At 38.3% G+C, this 19,732-nt stretch carries 12 protein-coding genes; 3 read left to right on the forward strand and 9 right to left on the reverse strand.

Annotated features, from left to right (window positions below; genetic code table 11):
- Positions 1-243: 243 nt before the first annotated feature.
- The 3 genes from FLB_RS11055 (at position 244) to FLB_RS11065 (ending at position 4,414) form a co-directional block, all read left to right on the forward strand.
- The gene (locus FLB_RS11055; RefSeq protein ID WP_064716011.1) at positions 244-1,104 is read left to right on the forward strand and encodes a hypothetical protein; all 861 of its coding nucleotides are present in this window, start codon (positions 244-246) and stop codon (positions 1,102-1,104) included.
- A 308-nt stretch (positions 1,105-1,412) separates the two neighbouring features.
- The gene (locus tag FLB_RS11060) at positions 1,413-3,512 is read left to right on the forward strand and encodes an FAD-binding and (Fe-S)-binding domain-containing protein (protein WP_064716012.1); all 2,100 of its coding nucleotides are present in this window, start codon (positions 1,413-1,415) and stop codon (positions 3,510-3,512) included.
- A 194-nt stretch (positions 3,513-3,706) separates the two neighbouring features.
- Positions 3,707-4,414, forward strand: a complete 708-nt coding sequence (locus FLB_RS11065; protein ID WP_064716013.1) for a (Fe-S)-binding protein — start codon at positions 3,707-3,709, stop codon at positions 4,412-4,414.
- Positions 4,415-4,531: 117 nt separating this feature from the next.
- Here the strand turns inward: FLB_RS11065 and nagB are convergent, their stop codons facing one another.
- From nagB to FLB_RS11110, 9 genes are all read right to left on the reverse strand, one after another.
- The gene (nagB, locus tag FLB_RS11070; protein WP_064716014.1) at positions 4,532-6,469 is read right to left on the reverse strand and encodes a glucosamine-6-phosphate deaminase; all 1,938 of its coding nucleotides are present in this window, start codon (positions 6,467-6,469) and stop codon (positions 4,532-4,534) included.
- Between the two features lie 71 nt (positions 6,470-6,540).
- Positions 6,541-7,656, reverse strand: coding sequence for an N-acetylglucosamine-6-phosphate deacetylase (gene nagA / locus FLB_RS11075; RefSeq protein WP_064716015.1), 1,116 nt, complete (start codon positions 7,654-7,656; stop codon positions 6,541-6,543).
- 14 nt (positions 7,657-7,670) lie between these two features.
- Complete coding sequence (locus FLB_RS11080; RefSeq protein ID WP_064716016.1) at positions 7,671-8,858, reverse strand: AGE family epimerase/isomerase; 1,188 nt, start codon at positions 8,856-8,858, stop codon at positions 7,671-7,673.
- A gap of 64 nt (positions 8,859-8,922) precedes the next feature.
- Positions 8,923-11,001, reverse strand: a complete 2,079-nt coding sequence (locus FLB_RS11085) for a GDSL-type esterase/lipase family protein (protein ID WP_157490599.1) — start codon at positions 10,999-11,001, stop codon at positions 8,923-8,925.
- Between the two features lie 102 nt (positions 11,002-11,103).
- Positions 11,104-12,348: an MFS transporter gene (locus FLB_RS11090; protein WP_064716018.1), complete on the reverse strand. Its 1,245-nt coding sequence runs from the start codon at positions 12,346-12,348 to the stop codon at positions 11,104-11,106.
- A gap of 45 nt (positions 12,349-12,393) precedes the next feature.
- On the reverse strand, positions 12,394-13,560 hold the full coding sequence (locus FLB_RS11095) for a kelch repeat-containing protein (protein ID WP_064716100.1): 1,167 nt from the start codon (positions 13,558-13,560) through the stop codon (positions 12,394-12,396).
- Between the two features lie 35 nt (positions 13,561-13,595).
- Positions 13,596-14,516: a dihydrodipicolinate synthase family protein gene (locus FLB_RS11100; RefSeq protein ID WP_064716019.1), complete on the reverse strand. Its 921-nt coding sequence runs from the start codon at positions 14,514-14,516 to the stop codon at positions 13,596-13,598.
- 96 nt (positions 14,517-14,612) lie between these two features.
- A complete protein-coding gene (locus FLB_RS11105; RefSeq protein WP_064716020.1) occupies positions 14,613-16,064 on the reverse strand; it encodes a RagB/SusD family nutrient uptake outer membrane protein in 1,452 nt (483 codons plus the stop codon).
- Between the two features lie 16 nt (positions 16,065-16,080).
- Complete coding sequence (locus FLB_RS11110; protein WP_082923275.1) at positions 16,081-19,725, reverse strand: TonB-dependent receptor; 3,645 nt, start codon at positions 19,723-19,725, stop codon at positions 16,081-16,083.
- Positions 19,726-19,732 lie beyond the last annotated feature (7 nt).

Consider the following 19,732-nt stretch of genomic DNA (forward strand, 5'->3'; position numbering starts at 1 on the left):
GCCCATTTTTTGCTGCTCCTAAACAATTAAACACGAATGGGATCGAATTCATATATAAAAAAGGTAGTTCCTTCTTCAACCCTTTCAGAGTTTTGAACTCTGAAAGGGTTTCAGCCGAAACCCTCTCGCTAGCCGTTGAACTTAATATTAGTTCGCTTTTTAATTATTCAATTACCAAGTACTTTCTGTATAAAAATATTGTTATATTTATCTATAGCTAATAATTCTGTTAATAAATAAAATATGAGATCATTTCTTTTTACTGCTGTTTTCCTTGCGTTAGTGAGTTTTTTTGCCTCATCTTGTAATGGCTACGTTACATATTACAATAGAGCCAACACTATTGATAGAAAATTTAAGGCTGATCATGACACCATTGCTTTTATAAAACGGTACAATAAGCTATTTAAAAAATATAATCCACCCAAGAGTAATTTTGCCTTTAGTAAGTTTGAAACCTACATTGTTTATGCTGACAAGTACGGCAAGAACTTTGGAGATAAGAAAAGCTTGTATATATTACTTGACCTAGTGGCGCCTTACAAAGAACAGTACAAAAGATTGTTTCCTATTTGCGCAAAGTACGGCATAGACAGTTTAAGTGTGGAGCAAAAAATAGATAGCAGTAAAAAAATGATGAACAAACAACTCATCGATTCTTTTTCTGTTGCTTTTTTTCGCGACCAAGGACAAGGACAAGGACGTTTATATCCTATGACTTATTTGAAATATGATAGAATAAATGCAAGACTTCTTAAATGGACAATCGAGAATTATGGTTATCCCTCACCGCAAAAGATTGGTGTATATGGAAATGATGACATTTTTATGCCAATGATGACATTTTTGAGTCATATGGGCGGTAGCGTGCCAGAATATTATCCCTATTTTAAAAAATCATTATTGAAGTATGTAAAATCTGGAGAATGTTCTCCAACAGAGTATGCTACAATGGTAGATCGATATGAAGATTCAAATAAACGGGAAATCATATATGGTCAATATTTATTTAATTTTTCAGATCTTAAAAAAGTTAATCGTAAAAGGAGAAGTATTGGTCTGAAAAGTTTGACCCATAATGTAAGAGAGGAAGATAGGCGATAGAGTGGATTTTCAATCCGTGAAAACTTACCAATAGAAACAAGTCATATCGTTGACAACGCGACTCCTTAAACAGCAATAGTATCAAAACGATATTGCTGTTTTTTTTTGTGATGAACACCAAAAGTTCTTGCCTAGCCCTGATTGTAGTAGAAATCCTTATGACCTGGGTTGGAGGCATAAGATTATAACGGAAAGCGGGACAACTCGTGTGGTACCCAAAGAGAGCTGCTCCTAAAAAAAATGGTGCAACTTAGGTTGAAATTATTAGATCGCTATTACTTAAATTTACATTTTAAAACGCAAAAACAATGTCATTAACGCCTACTTATCAAAAGTTTAAAGACCAAATTGCCGCTGTGCTCGACTCGGAGCGTATATTGACAAATCCTTTGCAAACCTTGGCGTATGGAACGGATGCAAGTTTTTATCGGTTGATTCCGAAGATGGTGCTTTTGGTACATGCTGAAGCCGAAGTGGTGGTGATTATCAAAGCGGCAAATGCCTTGAATATTGCCCTGACGTTTCGAGCTGCGGGAACGAGTTTGTCGGGACAAGCGATAACGGATTCGGTTTTGGTCGTGGCGACGCACGGCTGGAAGCACTACGAATTGCTAGATGACAAGCAAAAGATAAAACTAGAACCCGGAATTGTAGGTGCTAGAGCAAATACTTTTTTGGCACCACACGGACTAAAGATTGGTCCCGACCCGGCTTCTATTGGTGCGGCGATGATTGGTGGAATTGTAGCCAATAACGCCAGCGGAATGTGCTGCGGAACGGCTCAGAATTCGTATAAAACCATTGCTGATATTCGGATGATTTTGCACGACGGGACAGTCCTAGACACAGCCGATGCGGCTAGTGTGGCTTCGTTTTATGAAACTCAGGCGCATTTAATTGAGGAAATTAAGGACTTGCGACATACGATTGTTGCGAATCCGGCTTTGGAGGAGCGCATTCGTCAGAAATTTAAAATCAAAAATACTACGGGCTACAGCATCAATGCTTTGGTGGATTATGAAGATCCTATTGAAATTATCAAGCATTTGATGGTGGGTTCTGAAGGGACTTTGGCATTTATTTCGAATGTGACTTTTAAAACGGTTGTGGACGAAAAGTATAAATCTTGCTCGTTGTTGATTTTCAATTCGATTCAGGATGCTTGCAACGCAACGATTTTGCTGAAGTCAAGTCCCGTTGCCGCAGTAGAATTGCTAGACAGAGATTCCATTCGCTCGGTAGAAAATGACCCTGAAGCACCTGATTATTTTAAAACGTTACACGAAGATGCTTGCGCCTTATTGGTAGAATGTAGAGACAATGATAAAGAAGTGTTGTTGCAAAAACAACAACAAGTGAAAGCTCAAATTGTGAGTATACCGACTTTTACGGATTATGAATTCACATCAGACCCTAAACAATATTACTTTAATTGGAAGGCTAGAAAAGGTTTGTTGCCCACAGTGGGTGGTTTGCGAAAAACGGGAACTACGGTGATTATTGAAGATGTTGCTTTTCCGCTACCGCAATTGGCAGAAGCTTGTGTGGCTTTGAAAGGATTATTTAAAAAATACGAATACGATGACGCGGTTTTGTTTGGACACGCGTTAGAAGGAAATTTACATTTTGTGTTTTCGCAAGATTTCTCGAATCCGAAGGAAGTGCAACGCTATGAAGATTTAATGGCCGAATTGGCGATAATTGTAGTGGATCAATTTGGAGGCTCTCTGAAGGCGGAACACGGAACGGGACGTAATATGGCGCCTTTTGTGGAAAAAGAATGGGGAGCGGCGGCTTATGACATTATGAAACGCATTAAGAAGATCTTTGATCCTAAGAACCAAATCAATCCCGATGTTTTGATCAATCCCGATCCAAAAGCGCATTTGAAACACTTAAAACCTTTACCAGAATCTCACGATATTATCGATAAATGTATGGAATGTGGGTTCTGTGAACCGCATTGTGTCTCCGAAGGATTGACGCTTTCACCCAGACAACGCATCGTTATTGCTAGAGAAATCAGCCGATTAGAAGCAACTAATGACGACCCGCAACGACTGGCAGACATTCGAAAAGACGTTACCTATCAATTGGATGAAACTTGTGCAACGGATGGTTTGTGTGCTTTGGCGTGTCCGGTTCATATTGATACGGGCAAGTTTGTCAAACATTGGCGAGCCGATGCGATTACCGATACGCAAAAGAAAGTAGCGAACTATATTGGTTCAAATATGGATAAAACCACAGCAATGATGCGAATGGGATTAAAAGTTGTGTCGTTTTTTCATTCGGTTTTGGGGACGAGAATTATGTCATCGATTTCAAGTGGTATGCATTGGATTTCAGGAGGCAATATCCCCAAATGGATTCCTCAAATTCCGAAAGGAGCGGATAAAATTAAATAAACGAAAGATTGACCGCGAATTCACAAATTGGTTTTAAAAAAGAGTCACTGATTCGCAGATTTTAATTGGAATAGCATAAAGGAAATAACCGCAAATTCGCAAATTTTAATTTAAGTAGTTCTAAAACTTAATTTGCGAATTTGCGGTGAAATAAATTTAAAATTTAGTGCATTCGTGGCAAAAAATAAAGAAATATGGCTGATTTAAAAGTAGTGTATTTCCCTTCCTGCATCAATCGTGCGATGGGAAAAAACGAATTTCAAAAAGAAGAAGACCTACAACTCACTGCATTGACGCATCAGTTGTTGGTGCGGGCGGGCTACACCATTATTTATCCAAAAGAATTGGATGCGCATTGTTGTGGAATGCCTTTTTCTAGCAAAGGTTTTGTTGCCGTGAATCATAAGCAATCCCAACTTTTAGAAGCGGATTTGCTTCGCGTTTCAGAGAATGGCAAGTATCCGATTTTGTACGATATGAGTCCTTGCTTTTACCATTCTAAAGAAGAATTTACCAGCAATTTGAAGATTGTAGACCCAATTGAATTTATGTTGGATTTTGTGCTACCCAAATTAACCATAAAAAAGAAAAAGGAAGCCGTGGCTATTTTCCCTGTTTGTTCGGTTAAAAAAATCGGAAAAATGAACCAATTATTGGCTTTGGCGCAGCAGTGTGCAGAGCAAGTGACAATGATTGACAGCAATTGTTGTGGTTTCGCGGGCGATCGCGGTTTTTTGGTTCCAGCATTGAACGAACACGGACTTAAAGACTTAAAACAGCAAATTCCAATCCACTGCACCACTGGATATTCCACCAGTAGGACGTGTGAAATTGGTTTAGAAAAAGCCAGTGGAATCTCGTTTACCTCTATTTTTTATTTGATTGAAGAAGTAAGTAGGTAATTATTACGTTTGTAAGAAGGACAGTAAAAAAGTCATTTTTTTTTTTTAACCCAAAATCAAAAGCAGTTTCCTAATTTTGATTTTGGGTTAAAAAGGTGTTCAAGTAGGTCTAAAACTCTAGTAACTAAAGCGCTTAAATGCTTCTATGGCTTCATATTCTGCTAGACCTAATTGGTCATACAATTGAGCTGTTTTTTTATTTCTGTCTTCAGCTCGTACCCAGAATTCTCTGGAATCATTCCCTTGAAACATTACTCTATCTTTTTGCGATTGATGGTACAAAATGGCCTGTCGTTTTAATAGTACTTCGTCTGGACTTAAGGGAACGGCCATGTCTATTTCGTGTAGTTCCCATTCGTGCCACGCACCTCGGTACAACCATAACCAACAGTCTTTCATAAATGGTTCTGATTTCAAGGCTTTTAGAGCAGCAAAAATAGCATTAAGACATACTTCATGCGTTCCGTGTGGGTCGGCAAGGTCACCAGCAGCAAAGACCTGATGTGGTTGAATGCGTGTGATGATTTCTTTTACAATAGCAATGTCTTCAGTCCCCAATGGATTTTTTTGAACCTTTCCTGTTTCATAAAATGGTAAATCCAAAAAATGTACATTTTCATCATTTAGACCAATGTATCTAACGGCTGCATAGGATTCTCTTCTACGTATAAGCCCTTTTAACTGACGAACTTCTTCCGAATCGATGGCGCCTTTTGCTTTTGTTTTTATGGTATTTATGACCGATTGAAAATAGATATCTGTAGCGTTTTTGTCTGTAAAATCATGAGCCACTTCAGCAAATTTTAGTGCTTCATCATCTGTGACAGCAATATTGCCAGAAGTTTGATAAACTACGTGAACATCATGTCCTTGTTGGATTAATTTTGCCAAAGTACCTCCCATAGAAATGACATCATCATCAGGATGTGGGCTAAAGAGGAGTACTCTTTTTTGTGAAGGTTCAGAACGTTCGGGTCTGTAGGTGTCCTCAGTATTAGGCTTTCCTCCTGGCCACCCCGTGATGGTATGTTGTAAAACGTTGAACATGTTAATATTCAGATCGTATGCAGATTTTCCTGCTGCCAAAAGATCAGACATTCCATTGTTATTGTAATCTCTATCTGTGAGTTTAAGAATTGATTTTTGAGTGTGTTGGCAAAGCCAAACAATGGCTTTCTTTTTTAGCTCTTCTGTCCAAAGGCATTCTCCAACCAGCCAAGGTGTTTCTAATCTTGTTAGTTCAGCTGCGGCACCTTGGTCTAAAACAAAAGTTGTATTCGAATGATGTTGTAAAAACGTGGCGGGAACTTCGGTGCTAATTTCACCTTGAATGGTTCTTTTTACGATAGCTGCTTTGTTTTGTCCCCAAGCCAATAATACAATTCTTTTGGATCGCAAAATAGTAGCTACTCCCATCGTTATTGCTTTTTTGGGAACATTATTGATGCCATTAAAATCGCCCGAAGCGTCTACTTTGGTAATATAATCCAGCGTAATGATTCTAGTCCCAGAGTTGATGTGAGATCCAGGTTCATTAAACCCGACATGGCCAGTTCTTCCAATGCCTAATAATTGAAAATCTAAACCTCCTGCATTTTTAATTTTCATTTCGTAATCGATGCAGTATTGATTGAGATCTTCTAAAGGAATATTCCCCTCTGGAATGTTTACATTTTCTGGCAGAATGTCCACATGATTAAAGAGATGTTGATGCATAAAGTAATGATAACTTTGAACACTATCCTTAGGCATCGGATAGTATTCGTCTAAGTTGAAGGTGATTACATTGGCAAAACTTAAGCCTTCTTCTTTGTGCATGCGTACTAATTCTTGGTACACTTTGATAGGTGAGGAGCCGGTAGCCAAACCAAGAACACATTTTTTATTTCTTTCTTGTTGGTTACGAATTAAGTCGGCAATTTCTTGTGCGACTAAAAAGGAGGCTTCAGCAGCATTTTTAAAAATGACATTGTGGATTTTTTCAAAACGCGTATCTTCAAATTGACCCGCGGGTTGGTAACTAATGGGTGATTTTGGTTTGGATACTATTTCCATAATTCTGATATTTTTTTTACTGTTTACTATTCTGTTAATGAACTTGATGAGGGATTAGAACGAGTTATTCATTACAATACTAATGCCCTTACTTCTGAGAAATCAGGAGTAAAACAAAGAAAACTTGCTGGGAATCCGGGTTTGATTTTACCTAATTGATTTTCCATTTTTATGGCTTTTGCTACACGTGAAGTACCCATTTTTATGGCTTCATCTACTTCAATATTCAAATGTTGTATGGCATTTCGAATGGCTTCTTCCATAGATATACTGGCACCTGCCAAATTGCCTTCATCATTGCGGTAGAAACCATTGTCGAGATGCGCATCAAAATTTTCCCATTTAAAATTTTCTACTTTTCGGCCTAAAAAAGCGGCATCTGTAATCAAAAACAGCTTGTCTTTTTTTAAGGTATAAGCTATTCGGGCTGCGGCATAATCGCAATGTGCACCATCCAAAATAATGGGCGCATAAATGGTGTCGTTTTCAAAAACAGCACCTACTAAGCCTGGCTCTCGATGTCCAAACTGTGTCATAGCATTGAATAAATGTGTCACTAATTGTATGCCTTTTGAAAAATAATATTGCGCCTCTTGATAGGTCATGGTAGAATGTCCGGCCGAGAGTACGATACCACTTTCTAAAAGCAAGTCTAATTGATCTTCGGTAAAACACTCTGGGGCAATCGTCATTACTTTTATGATGTCTTTCCCGTATTTGATGATTTCTTCAAGTTCGGTAGTAGTAGGTTTTCGAACCTGTTTTAGGCTGTGAGCTCCCCGTTTTAAAGGATTCAAAAAAGGTCCTTCTAAGTGCATGCCTAACACGCCGTTGTTGTATTTGTTTTTATAAGATCGGATGGCTTCAATGCCTTGTAAAATGGTTTCTTTTGAGGAAGAAATCAAACAAGGAAGCGTATGCGTAGTGCCATATTTCAAGCTTGTTTCATAAATGTCTTGTAGGGTTTCTTCTGTTGGATACTGACTAAAATAAAATTTTTCACCACCATTAATTTGAATATCAATGGCGCCAGCCGATAGGTGATTCCCTTTCAAATCTATCAGCTCAGCGTGTTGCGGAATTTCATTTTGAATGGAAAGGATAACTCCGTTTTCGATAATGACGATTCTATCTTTTAGTACTTCATCTCCAGTATGAATTATTCCGTTGTAAAGTGCTTTTTTCATTTTTTAAATGGTAATTAATTCTTTTTCAAATACTCCTCTAAAATCTGAAGGCAATACCATTCTTGTCGTGGTAAATGGAATGGCCCTTTGTACAAGTTTCCTTTGGCGGTTTGAGCAATGGTTCCGTCGCGATGTAAGTAACCAAACCATTCGCCATTTTGAGCATCATGGAATTTTTCATAGGCATACTCATGCACCATTTTGTGCCATTGTGCATATTTCTCATTGCCTGTCATCGTGAAAGCCAATAAAGTAGCGATAATTACTTCGTTATGAGGCCACCAGAATTTCATGTCCTGCCAATATTCTTGAACGGGTTTATCGTACACATCTTTGTAATAGAGAATGCCTCCATGTTCTTTATCCCATCCACGGTCCCACATATAATCTAGCATTTTGCAGCCTAAGGCAATTAAATGGGGATCGTTATTGCGGTATTTGGCTTCGTGCAAGATAAACCAAGCACCTTCCATAGCATGACCGGGATTTAGGGTGCGACCATCAATGTGATCGATGATACTGCCGTCGGGTGCCACTTGTTCCATTACACATCGAATGTCATCTTTTACAAAATCGCGTTCAATTTCATCAATCCATTTACTAATCCATTCATCACAGCGCGAATCGCCAATGGTTTCTCTTACTTGTTGCGCTGTATTGATCATAATCATAGGAACTCCAATCCCTTTGGATGGTCGGGTTGAGGTAAATTTGGGTTGTAATAACCCAGGAGTTGTTGCGTATTCGATACATTTTCCAAATAAAAAACGAGCTTTTTCAGCAACAGCTTCATCCCCGCTCACTTTTGCGTAAGCTGCCATAGCAATCACTGCAAAGGTTTCCGAAAAGAAATACCGTCTTTTTCGAATCGGTTGTCCCTCACGAGTGACGTGAAAAAACATTTGTCCATCATTGTCAAAGCAATAGTTGTTCAAAAAATCTACCCCACATTTTGATGCCTCTAACCATTCTTTTTTGGGTTCAACCGTTGCATAAAGGGTGGCCAATAACCAAGAAGCGCGACCCTGGATCCAGACTGCTTTATCGTCATCAATCAAACTTCCATCGTGATCACGCATCAGTAAGAACCCGCCAAATTGGGTGTCTATCGAGCGAGGAAACCAAAAAGGGATTGTATCATGTAACAATTGATCTTGATAAAATTCTTTTAAGTTTTGAAGTTCTGTTTTTGAATAGCTCATTTTTATTATTTAATTATTGTCATTTATTTTTTTGATTACATTCACTTACGTAATTCAGATATGCCTAAAGAACATCCAGCGAAAAAGTGGAACAAGGCAATCCTTCTTCATTGATTAAATTGGCATTTGTAAAAGGTTTCCAAGCATATAAAACGGATTGAATAGTTGTCCCTTTGGGCGGGTATATCACCACTTGATTGCCTATAATTTTGGCATCTACGGCTATGTGTTCCCCAGTTTTTGATACGATTTCAAAACCTTTTAGGGGTTGTTGTCCTTTGGTCATCAGTTTTTTAACAGAAACAAAAGAAATCCATAACGCATCGCCTTTTAGTGTTACTTTTATGGGTATTGGTCCATAAGCGACGAGGTTTTTTTTATAGGTTTCCTTCAAAGCTATTCTGGCTAGTCGGTCACCGATTTCTTTTTTTTGTATTGGATGTACGTCTTTTTCATCACCATAATCGATACTTATTGCCATGCCAGAATTAGGAATTTTGTTTTCTAACCTACTTTGCATTGCTCTGAATTCTGGCCAAGAAGGACGATCGAGGCTAGAAAGTTGTACAAAATAAAAAGGAAAATTGGCCTTCCAAGCCTTACGCCAACTTGCTACCATTATCGGAAATAAATGTTCGTACCAATTGGTATTGTGTGCATTGCTTTCGCCTTGGTACCAAAGCATCCCTTTGATAGGAAAGGAGGTAAAGTTTTTAATTCCTGCCTCAAAATTGTAGCAGGGTTCGTAGGGATGACGTTGTTTGGGATTCGTACTATTTTTTAAATTTATATCGGCTCTTTCTCTTACCCAAGGCATCAAAAAATCTGATTTGCGCCAGTTGTATAAAACATCTACTGCTTTGTCGTCGTGTTCCAAAGTATAACGATCTATCCAAGATTCAATGGGAGAGCCACCCACGGCTACTTGTATCAATCCGATAGGGATGGTTTCTTCTTGGATAATTTTTTTTCCGAAGTAATAGGCAATTGCCGAGAAATCTTTGGCTGTAACAGAATCGCATACTTTCCAATTTCCTGAGAAATAATTCAGCTGATTGGTTTTGGCCAAGGTCAGGGAGTCCCAAGCGGATTCATTGGTTTCTTGTATGGGTTGGTAATGAAAAAAACGCAATTGTGTATTGACTTTTGCTAATGCAACTTCGGCTTTTCCATTTTCTGATTTTTTGAGTGGGAACGCCATATTGGATTGTCCAGAGCACAACCAAACATCACCTATGAGGATGTTTTTCAAAGTAATACTTTTAGTTTTGGTTTTTGCTTGTATTTCAAATGGTCCTCCGTGAGGCATAGCCGGAAATTGAACGTTCCATTTGCCATTAGCATCGGTTACTACAGTTCTTTTTTGAGAATGAAACACCACTTCAACTTGATCTCCCGCATTGGCTTTTCCATAAATAGGAATAGGTTGTTGGCGTTGCAAAACCATATTGTCTGTAAAAACAGGTGCCAAAGCCAAATCGCCGAAGTTGCCACTGATGGCTGAATATACTGTAGTTGCCAAAATCGTAGCGCCTTCTTTGGAAGGATGTAAAGCATCTGGGAAAAGGTCTGGGCGTGAGGATAACTTTTCGTGAAAATCAATTAACGAAACTTCATTTGCTTGGGCAACGTGTTCGATCTGTGATTGGATTTCCCAAAACCATTCTCTTGTGCCCGATTTGAAACGAGGATGTTCGTTAAAAATGGGACTCATCCTGCAGATGAATACTTTTACTTTTGGATTTTGTTGCTTTAAATTGGTGATTAGTTCACTATAGTTGCTTTGAAAATCTTGTTTATAATTGGGCCAATTTCGTGGGTCGGTATCGTTGAGTCCCAAATGAACAATAGCAATATCTGGACGATAGGTGATTGCTTCTTTGTATTCGTTGGTTTTAAAATAGGGTTTGTGTCCTTTCTTTAAAAGTGTCGCACCACTGTGACCAAAGTTTTTTACCTCATAATCTTTTCCCAATAAGGATTGTAAAACAGACGGATAGGCCTCCGATGTTGGATTTCCCAATAAATACCCTGCCGTAACAGAATCGCCCATACAAGCGACTTTGGTTTGTGCGAAACCCACATCAATGAACCAAAGCAACATCAGGAAAAACAGGCAATAAGATTTTTTGATAAAAGACATAGCATTTTTTTAAAATAATCTACCAAGACGAAAGGTGAATCTCGCCTCAGTAGATGCAACAACTAAATTTCAACTTAATCACTCTTAACAAATACGATTTATTTAGGCTTCACAATAATCATTTACCGTAGGTTTTAAAAAGAACAGCTGGACAAGCAAAGCCATAACGACAATGCCAGCCATCATAGCAAAACCAAAACCAAGCGTTCCGTTGTCGGCATATTTTCCTAAAACAGAAGTTACCATAGCCCCACAACCTACGCCTGTCATATTCAAAACACCATAAGCGGTAGCTCGGTATTTTGAGGATACAAACTGACAAAGAATAGGCATATTGTTAGCGTCAAACATACCATATCCTACACCAAAACAAAGGCCTGCACAAACAATAGCCACTATTGAATTTCCAAATCCAATGAATAACAAGGCTGGGATGGTTAAACTCAATCCAATGGCACTGGTATAAATTCTGCCTTTTATATTTTTCAGCACCCATCTATCAGAAAGAAGCCCCCCAAAGATTACTCCAAGTAATGAGGAAATCGAGATGGTTATGGTAGCCAATGGGCCCGCTTGTTCCATGGCGATTCCTAAATTTTCAGAGAATAGAGTAGGCAACCAGTTTTTAGTCGCCCAGCCTGGTAAGCTAATCGTCGCAAAAAAGAATAAAATAATCCAAAACGAAAGATTGGTAAAGAGTAGCGCCAATCCTTTTAAAACGTCCATTTTTTCGGAAGGAGAGTCATTTTTTATTTCAGTTTTGGTACTTGTAGCCGTTTTTATTTCAGCCAAAAAGAAAATTAAAATTACCGCATACACGATGCCAATCAATCCAAAATAATGAAAAGTACTGTGCCAAGAATACGCTCCAGCAATGGTAGCACCAAAACCACCTAAAGCCGATCCCACATAAAGACCTGTCATGTGAATTCCGATGGCCAAGGATCTTGATTTTTGTTGATGATAATCAGCAATAAGAGACAATCCCGCTGGTATGTACAAGGCTTCGCTAACTCCCATTAAGGCTCTTAGCCAATAGACTTGTTGGTAGCTTGTAGCATAGCCCATAGCATAGGTGACCACAGACCAAACAAACAAACTGCCTACGATCAACCATTTTCGGTTCATTTTATCAGCAATAATGCCCGAAATAGGACTCATCAATGCATAAATCCAAAGAAAGATGGCCATTAAGTGACCAAAATTTTCTCCTGAAACTAATTCAGGGATGTCTTGTTCCATGGATGGTCGCATGGTGGCGAGCATCTGCCTGTCCATATAGTTGAGTAAGGCCACAAACCAAAGTAGGGCTACCACTATCCATGGATAATATTTTGAGTTTTTCATGATTTTTTTGTGCTTTAAAAATGGAGTAGTAGTTGATAGTCAGCGTTATTTCTTTATTTTTCCTATCATAATATTCGGGGTTCGAATGCCGGGTTTTATTTCACCATTAGAGAGCACTAAGGCATCGTCCCACAGACATGCAGTAGTGGTCACAGGAGTGAGAAAAGGCAGTTCGGCTATTTTTTCCCACGAATCTGTTATCGTGTCATACGCTAGAATTCCTCTATAAAACCCTTCGTGGCGGGTAACGAGTTCGTTTTTTTTGCCGATTAGGATCTCTTTTTCTTTTGGTGAATTCGCTAGTGCGATTTGTGATAAATACGTTTCTATTTGGTGAAAAACGACACCATTGTCACCACCTAAAAGCAAGATTTTACTTTTTCCCACACGAAGGGCTGTGCCCGCCGATAGATTCATTAAAGATTTTTCATCTGAAATTGTAGCGACTTCTTTCCATTGTTTCTGGTCGAAATTGTATGAAAAAGTAGTGCCATGTAAGTCGCTAATTCCTGAAACTGTCTTGGTTCTTCCGCCAAAAACAAAAAGGCATGGCCCTTCTTTTGTCTCTTGAACTACCGCTGTAGCATTGGCTAATGCCAAAGGAAGATCTGTTAATTTTTTCCACTGCAAATGGGCTTCATTCAAGTTTAAACTATAGAAATCTTTGGAGGAATTTTGTGTTTCATCTCCACCTACGGCATACAGTACTTTTTCATAATTGCTTAAAGCGATGTTGGATAGTGCTTTGGGCAAATCTGGAAGATGATGGAAAGTGATTTCATTTTTTGTCTTGGCCCATTTTAAAAGATAGGCTTTTTGCGACAGACCATTTTTGTTCTCTCCTCCCACATAAACCACGCCCAAATCGGTTGAAGTGACGCCACAATAGGCTATAGGTTCTGGTAAATAGGTGTCAACTTCGGTATTCCAACTATAGTTGTCGCCTTTTTTTTCTAGGACTTGTATTGTGTTATAATATTTTTTTTGTCCTCCTTCCCAAGGCATTTTATCCGGAAAATTTGCGCCACCAGCTACTATCAAAACATCTTTGTGTACTCCATTTATCGCTCCAGCCAATCCTAATATTGGTTTTCCTTGTAGGTCTTGCATATGGGCGGCTGTTTTCCATTCTATGTTAGGATTTATATTTGTTTGAGCAAAAAGTGAAGTGCTATTTGGCATGATAATTAAGATAAGGATGAAAGAAAACATTAGATTTCTTTTTGTTTTCAATGTCAATCGATGCATTAATTCGATTTAAAACTTTTGAAATCTAAACTTTGTACGTCTTTTTGAAAGGCTTCGAATTGGGAGGCAGTCATGTTTTTTACGGGTAATCTGAAATCTCCTAGATTCAGTCCTGTGACTTTCATATATGATTTTCCCACTGAAATTCCACCATATTTTCCTAGTAATCGAATCATATTGATGGATTTTTGCTGTAATTCTCTTGCTTTCGTTAGATTATTGTTTTCGAAGGCGGCTATTAAATCATGATATAAAGGCGCGGCATAATTAAAGGTACTTCCTACCGCTCCTTTGGCTCCTAATACTAAAGCGGAGAGCATATTTTCGTCACGTCCCCAAAGCATATCGTACTTGCCGTCTTTATAACTCATACAGCTTTGAAAGTCCATGAAATCCTCATGAGTGTATTTTACTCCTGCAAAATTGTCGAGTTGTCCATCCAAGGCTTGTATCAAATCAAACATTGGGATATTGACTCCAGTTAAAACCGGAATATGATAGTAATACAAAGGCATGTTGGGCACGCTTTCACCTACCATAATACAAGCTTGTGACAGCATCTCTACATTGGCAGGTTTGAAGTAAAATGGCGCCGTCAGCGAAACAGCATAAAGTCCTATTTCATAAGCATGTTTGGCCAAATCAATGCAATCGTTCAAGCAAGTTCCACCAAGGAAAACCATGACTTTAAAATCAGCATCGTGATTAGAACAATCGGCCCAAGCTTGTGCAACTGCTTTTTTTTCTTCGAGCGTTAATGAAACACCTTCTCCTGTAGATCCGTTGATAAAAGCACCGGTTACTTTATTGCGTTTTAAAAAGGAATAATATTCGGGTATGCGACTACAATCTAATTGTCCATTAGCATCAAAAGGAGTGAATGGAGCAGCGATAAGCCCTTGTAAATGTGTTGTTTTCATGATTTTTTTAATCTTAATAATGGAGTGTAAAAGACCAAGCCGAACTATTTTCATAGTCGACTCAGTCATTTTTCAGTAAAAAAGGGTTAGCAGTCCTTAATTTTGTTTAATCTTTGGATTGTAATTGATGGTATTTTGAGAAATTGGGAATAAAATGGATTTCCCAGCCATTGATGGTACTAAAGATGTTTTGTTAAAACGTACCAAATCCCACCATGCTTTGCCTTCAAAAGCTAATTCTTTTAAACGCTCATTTAATATGGCATTGTCGTTTGCGGCTTGAGTACCATTAGTGAACGAAGCTGTCGCATCTGCTCGTTGCATGACAAGATTCATCTCGGTTGTAGGATCTTGACCCAAGGCGTTTTTGATTTCGGCCTTCATCAAAAGAATATCTGCCCATCTGTAGATGATGATATCACTAGTAAATCTTCTTAAAGATCCATCTACTGTACCGTTATACTTCATTAAACCAGTTACCACATCTGCAGTATTGGCCGTGTTTCTTAAGGTCAAGAAAGTAGCATCTTTACGAGTATCTGTAGCCGAAAAAGTAAAGCGAGAAGCATCGGGCTGTACTCTAGAAATTCCCGCATTACCAGAACCGGAACCTAAAGTTCCGAACAGGGCAGTTGCTGCTGAGGAAGTAGCTCCAGAAAAATCTGCAGGACCTACATACATAAAAGAATTCCAGTTGTCTTGTAAATTTGAGGTAACATCAGTCAAAGAATAACGAATGGCAAATAATACTTCAGCATTTCCTTTATTAGCGTAACTAAAGACATCTTTAAAATTAGGTAATAAAGTTAAGGGAGTGATAGCATTTATTGCGGTAAGCGCCACATTCAAATCTGTGGTTCCGCCTCCCAATTGCTTAGCAGTCCATAGAAAAACATCGGCTTTTAAAGCATTGGCGGCTGATTTTGATAATTGTACCTTGTTGTTCGTGTCATCAGGGAAATTGCTCAATGCTAATTCTAAATCTGATTTAATGAAAGCAAAGGTTTCTTCAATTGTGTTTCTAGGAATAATGTACTCGTTTTGATTGGTGTTTTCTGTTGGAGTAGTTACAATTGGAACCCCACCCCAAGAACGCGCCATGATGAAATAAGCCATCGCTCTCATGGTGTAAGCTTGAGCCAAATAACGTTTTTGTTCTTTAGCAGTTGCAGGACTAAACGTAATATTTGGTACATATTTTAAAATCAAATTGGCTTGTTGTACTACAGTGTACAATCCGCTCCAGTCTACATCAATATTCTGAGCATTGAGGTTGTTGTTGTAATAATTGGCGAGATTCAAAGGTGATTGTACCCCACCTTTGATTTCAGCGCTGCGAGCTCCTCCCAACAAATAGTAATTTTGTTGCGTTTGAGTTCTAAAACTATAGTATAAACCATTTACAGCAGCTTTGGCATCATCTTCGGTTTTCCAGAAGGCGTCCGAGGTGATACTACTTTCAGATTGAAGATCTAAATCATCAGCGCAAGACCCAAAAAGAGTAAGTCCTGCAACTAAAAATATATATAGGATATGTTTATTTTTCATGGTATTGATTTTAAAATTACAGACTAATGTTGATTCCAAAAATGATATTTCTTGGAACGGGATAGGTACCTGTTGCTCCTGCAGAATTGAGTCCTTGGCTAGATCCTCCATCAATTCCTTGTACTTCTGGGCTTAATCCGCTATAGTTGGTGAAATAGTACAAGTTGCTTCCTGTAACATACACTCTAGCTGAAGAAAGTTTGATTTTTTCAATGAATGCCTTAGGAACATTGTAACCTAAAGTTATTTCTCTTATGCACAAGAAGTCACCACTTTCATAATAACGGCTGTTACCTTGAAACATATTCGTGTTGTAAGCAGCTCCACTCGCTTCCGAACGGAAAAGGTTGTTTTGATTGGTTTGATCCGCCCAACGGTAACGAGGAACATCAGTGATGTCGCCTTCTTTTTGCCAAGACTGTAAACTTTCGGCGATTAAACCGTAGTTTCCTTGAAACTGACCTACAAAACGCGCTCTGGCTTCGTTATAGATGGTAGCTCCCAAAGAGTAATCCGTTCTTACCGCTAAAGAAAAACCTTTGTAAGTAACATCAAAGTTGAAACCTCCAACATATTTTGGGAACATATTTCCCATAAATTTTCGGTCTCTACTATCAATAACATTATTCCCATCGGTATCTTCGAAGATAGCATCACCGGGTAATTTTATACCATTAGGATTACCGCCTGTTGCGGAGGTTTTGCTTACATAAGTGTCTTTGTAGTTAGCATTATACGCATCGGCTTCCGCTTGTGTAGACAAGATTTTAATTTGTTTATGCGCATAAAAATCACCAATTCTTTGGCCTTCTTGTAGTCCACCAACATAAACATATGATTTGTTCTTTTCATCCCAAACTTCAGTTCCGCCAATTCGGTTGTTCAAGTTACCATTAAATGGAAGTTTTTCGATAGTATTTACGTTGTGAGAGATAATGAAACCCGCATTGATTTTAAGATCTTCGTTATTATAAATAGCGGCGTTAATTTCCATTTCGAATCCTTTACTTCTTAAAGCTCCTAAATTGGTCAAAACGGTAGAGAATCCACTGTTAGAAGGCAAGGTCAAATTGGTTAACAAATCGGTAGTGAGTTTGTTATAGAAATCTCCAATCACGCGGATTTTGTCTTGGTGAATACCTAGATCAAAACCGATATTGTTGGTTTTTGATTGTTCCCATTTCAATCCAGGATTGGCAATTTGAGAGTTTACTATGGCAGATTGTCCATTGTAATTATTGGCTAAACCGTTGGTAGAGCCAGAATATAGTCCGCCAGCTTGAAAATCACCAAGCGTTCCAAGGTTACCATTTACTCCATAACTGGCTCTCATTTTTAAGGAAGAAACCAATTTAGGTACATGTTGCCAAAATCCTTCTTCGTGCGCATTCCATCCTACAGAAACTCCTGGGAAGAAACCAAATTTATTGTCTGGTCCTAAACTAGAAGCACCATCATAACGGAAGGAACCGGTAAACAAATATTTGCCTTTGTAATCGTAATTCAAACGTCCAAACGTACCATTGATAACGAGTTTGCTATTGTTTGCATAGACCGAAACTGGAATTGGAGATGAATCTAAGGTTTCGGTTACATCCGATGCGCTGCCTTTACCTGCGGCATTGAATGCCTTGATTACTCGGTTGTAATTAGAGCCTCCTAATTTTGCTTCAAAATTACCAATAGCCTCTAGTTCTTTTTTGTAAGTAAAAACACCTTCAAATTGGGTTTGGAAATAACGGTTGTTAAATTGAGAAGCATTTCTTGTATTATCTAAAACTCCGGTACCACTCAAGAAAGCTTGTTGGAACACGTTGCCCGCGTTGTTTTCGCTATACAAGGACATTGAAGGAACGAAATTCAAATCTTTGGTAATTCTCAAATCAGCATCTACGGCAAGTTGTAATTTTTCGTTTTCGTTGATCCCTTTAACTTTGCCCATTTGGTACAAAGGATTTCCATTGATGTTGTTTTGACCAGGAGCTAAAGATCCGTCTTCTAATAAAAATTTAGTAGTTGGAGCATTGCCTAAGTAGCGGTTAAACACCACACTATTGCTCACTACTTGATTGTTGTTGGATCTTGCATAGAGCATTTTACCATTCACAGTAAAGTTGTCAGCCAGTTTAAAAGAAGCATTCATTTTGGAAGTAAAACGCTCATAACCGGTAAAAATAGTCACGCCATCTCCTTTTAAATAGCCTAAGCTTAAATCGAATAAGGCTTGGTCATTTCCGCCACTAAAGTTTAAGTTATGGTTTTGTGTAATAGCATTTTGAAACAAAACATCGTTCCAATTGGTGCTTTTGTACATGATGATATTCGAATTGTCTAAAGGATCTACCATTTCTTGCCATCCTTTGGCTTGTAATGTAGCAAGGGCATCAGGTGTTAAGCTCGATTTAAGTAAACTCGCAAAAGGGGTGCCTGATGTTAGGTTATTACCCGTTCCATAAGGTGTCGCTCCCGATAATTGATTGTCTCTTGCATTTGGGCGTGTACCTCCTAAGATGTCTGCAGCATTTTTTACGCCTAATCTTGACAATCTAATAAAGTCTTCGCCTCCAAGAAAATCATATTTTTTGGCTACTTGGCTGAATTGAGTAGAATAACTGTATGAAATTTTTGTTTTTCCAGGTTTTCCGTTTGCAGTAGTGATTATAATTACCCCATTAGATCCTCTTGCTCCATAAATAGATGTAGAAGCGGCATCTTTTAATACTTGTAAAGAGGCAATATCAGCTGGGTTAATATCGTCTATTTGTAAACGAATTACCCCATCAACAATATACAACGGAGTGGCGCCTGCCGGATTGTCTATCGAAGTTCCACCACGAACCAAAATGTTAGAAGCTTTACCCGGTTGTCCCGATGCGGTACGAACAATAACCCCACTTACGTTTCCTTGCAAGGCTTGAGTAACGTTTGAATAAGGAACGTTTTCCAATACTTTTTTGTCCAATTTTGATACCGAAGTAGTTACCGCTCTACGATTTTGAGAGCCATATCCTACAACGATTACCTCGTTCATTTGTTGGCCAATTTCTTTTAATACAATCAAAATATCTTTGTCTCCATCAATTTTAACCACTTGATCTTGAAGGCCAATATATGTGGCCAATAATTCCGTTGCGTTATCAGGAATAGAAAGGACAAAAGAGCCATCAAAATCAGTTTGGATTGCAATTTTAGTGCCTTTCACTAGAATGTTTACGCCAGGTAATGGTTCCCCTTTTTCGTTTACGACCTTTCCTTTGATCTTTTTATCGACGTCAAAGGATTTTGATGGAATTGTTTTATTTTCGTTTTTGGGTATTAATGAAATAACATTGCCTTGTATGATCCATTTTACGGGAGCATTCATAAAAATTTTCTGCAATACATTTTCAATGGTCGCATTTTTTACTTCCAAAGAAACAGGTTCGATTTTGTTTAAAATAGCGACATCATAAAAGAAAACATAATTGGTTTGTTCCTTAATAATGTTCAATACTTTTTTAGCAGGCACTTTTTTACCAGAGAAGGTAATAGTTTGTGAAGAAACAGCTGCCGAAACATGAAGGGTAAAAGCAATTATCAATACAGTTGATAACTTCATAACTTTCCAGAATTTAGGAGTAAGCCAAGAATTTCTTGACTTGCATTTTGGTAATAATTTCATACTTTTG

The sequence above is a fragment of the Flavobacterium succinicans genome (assembly GCF_001662485.1).
Classification (GTDB): Bacteria; Bacteroidota; Bacteroidia; order Flavobacteriales; family Flavobacteriaceae; genus Flavobacterium; species Flavobacterium succinicans_A.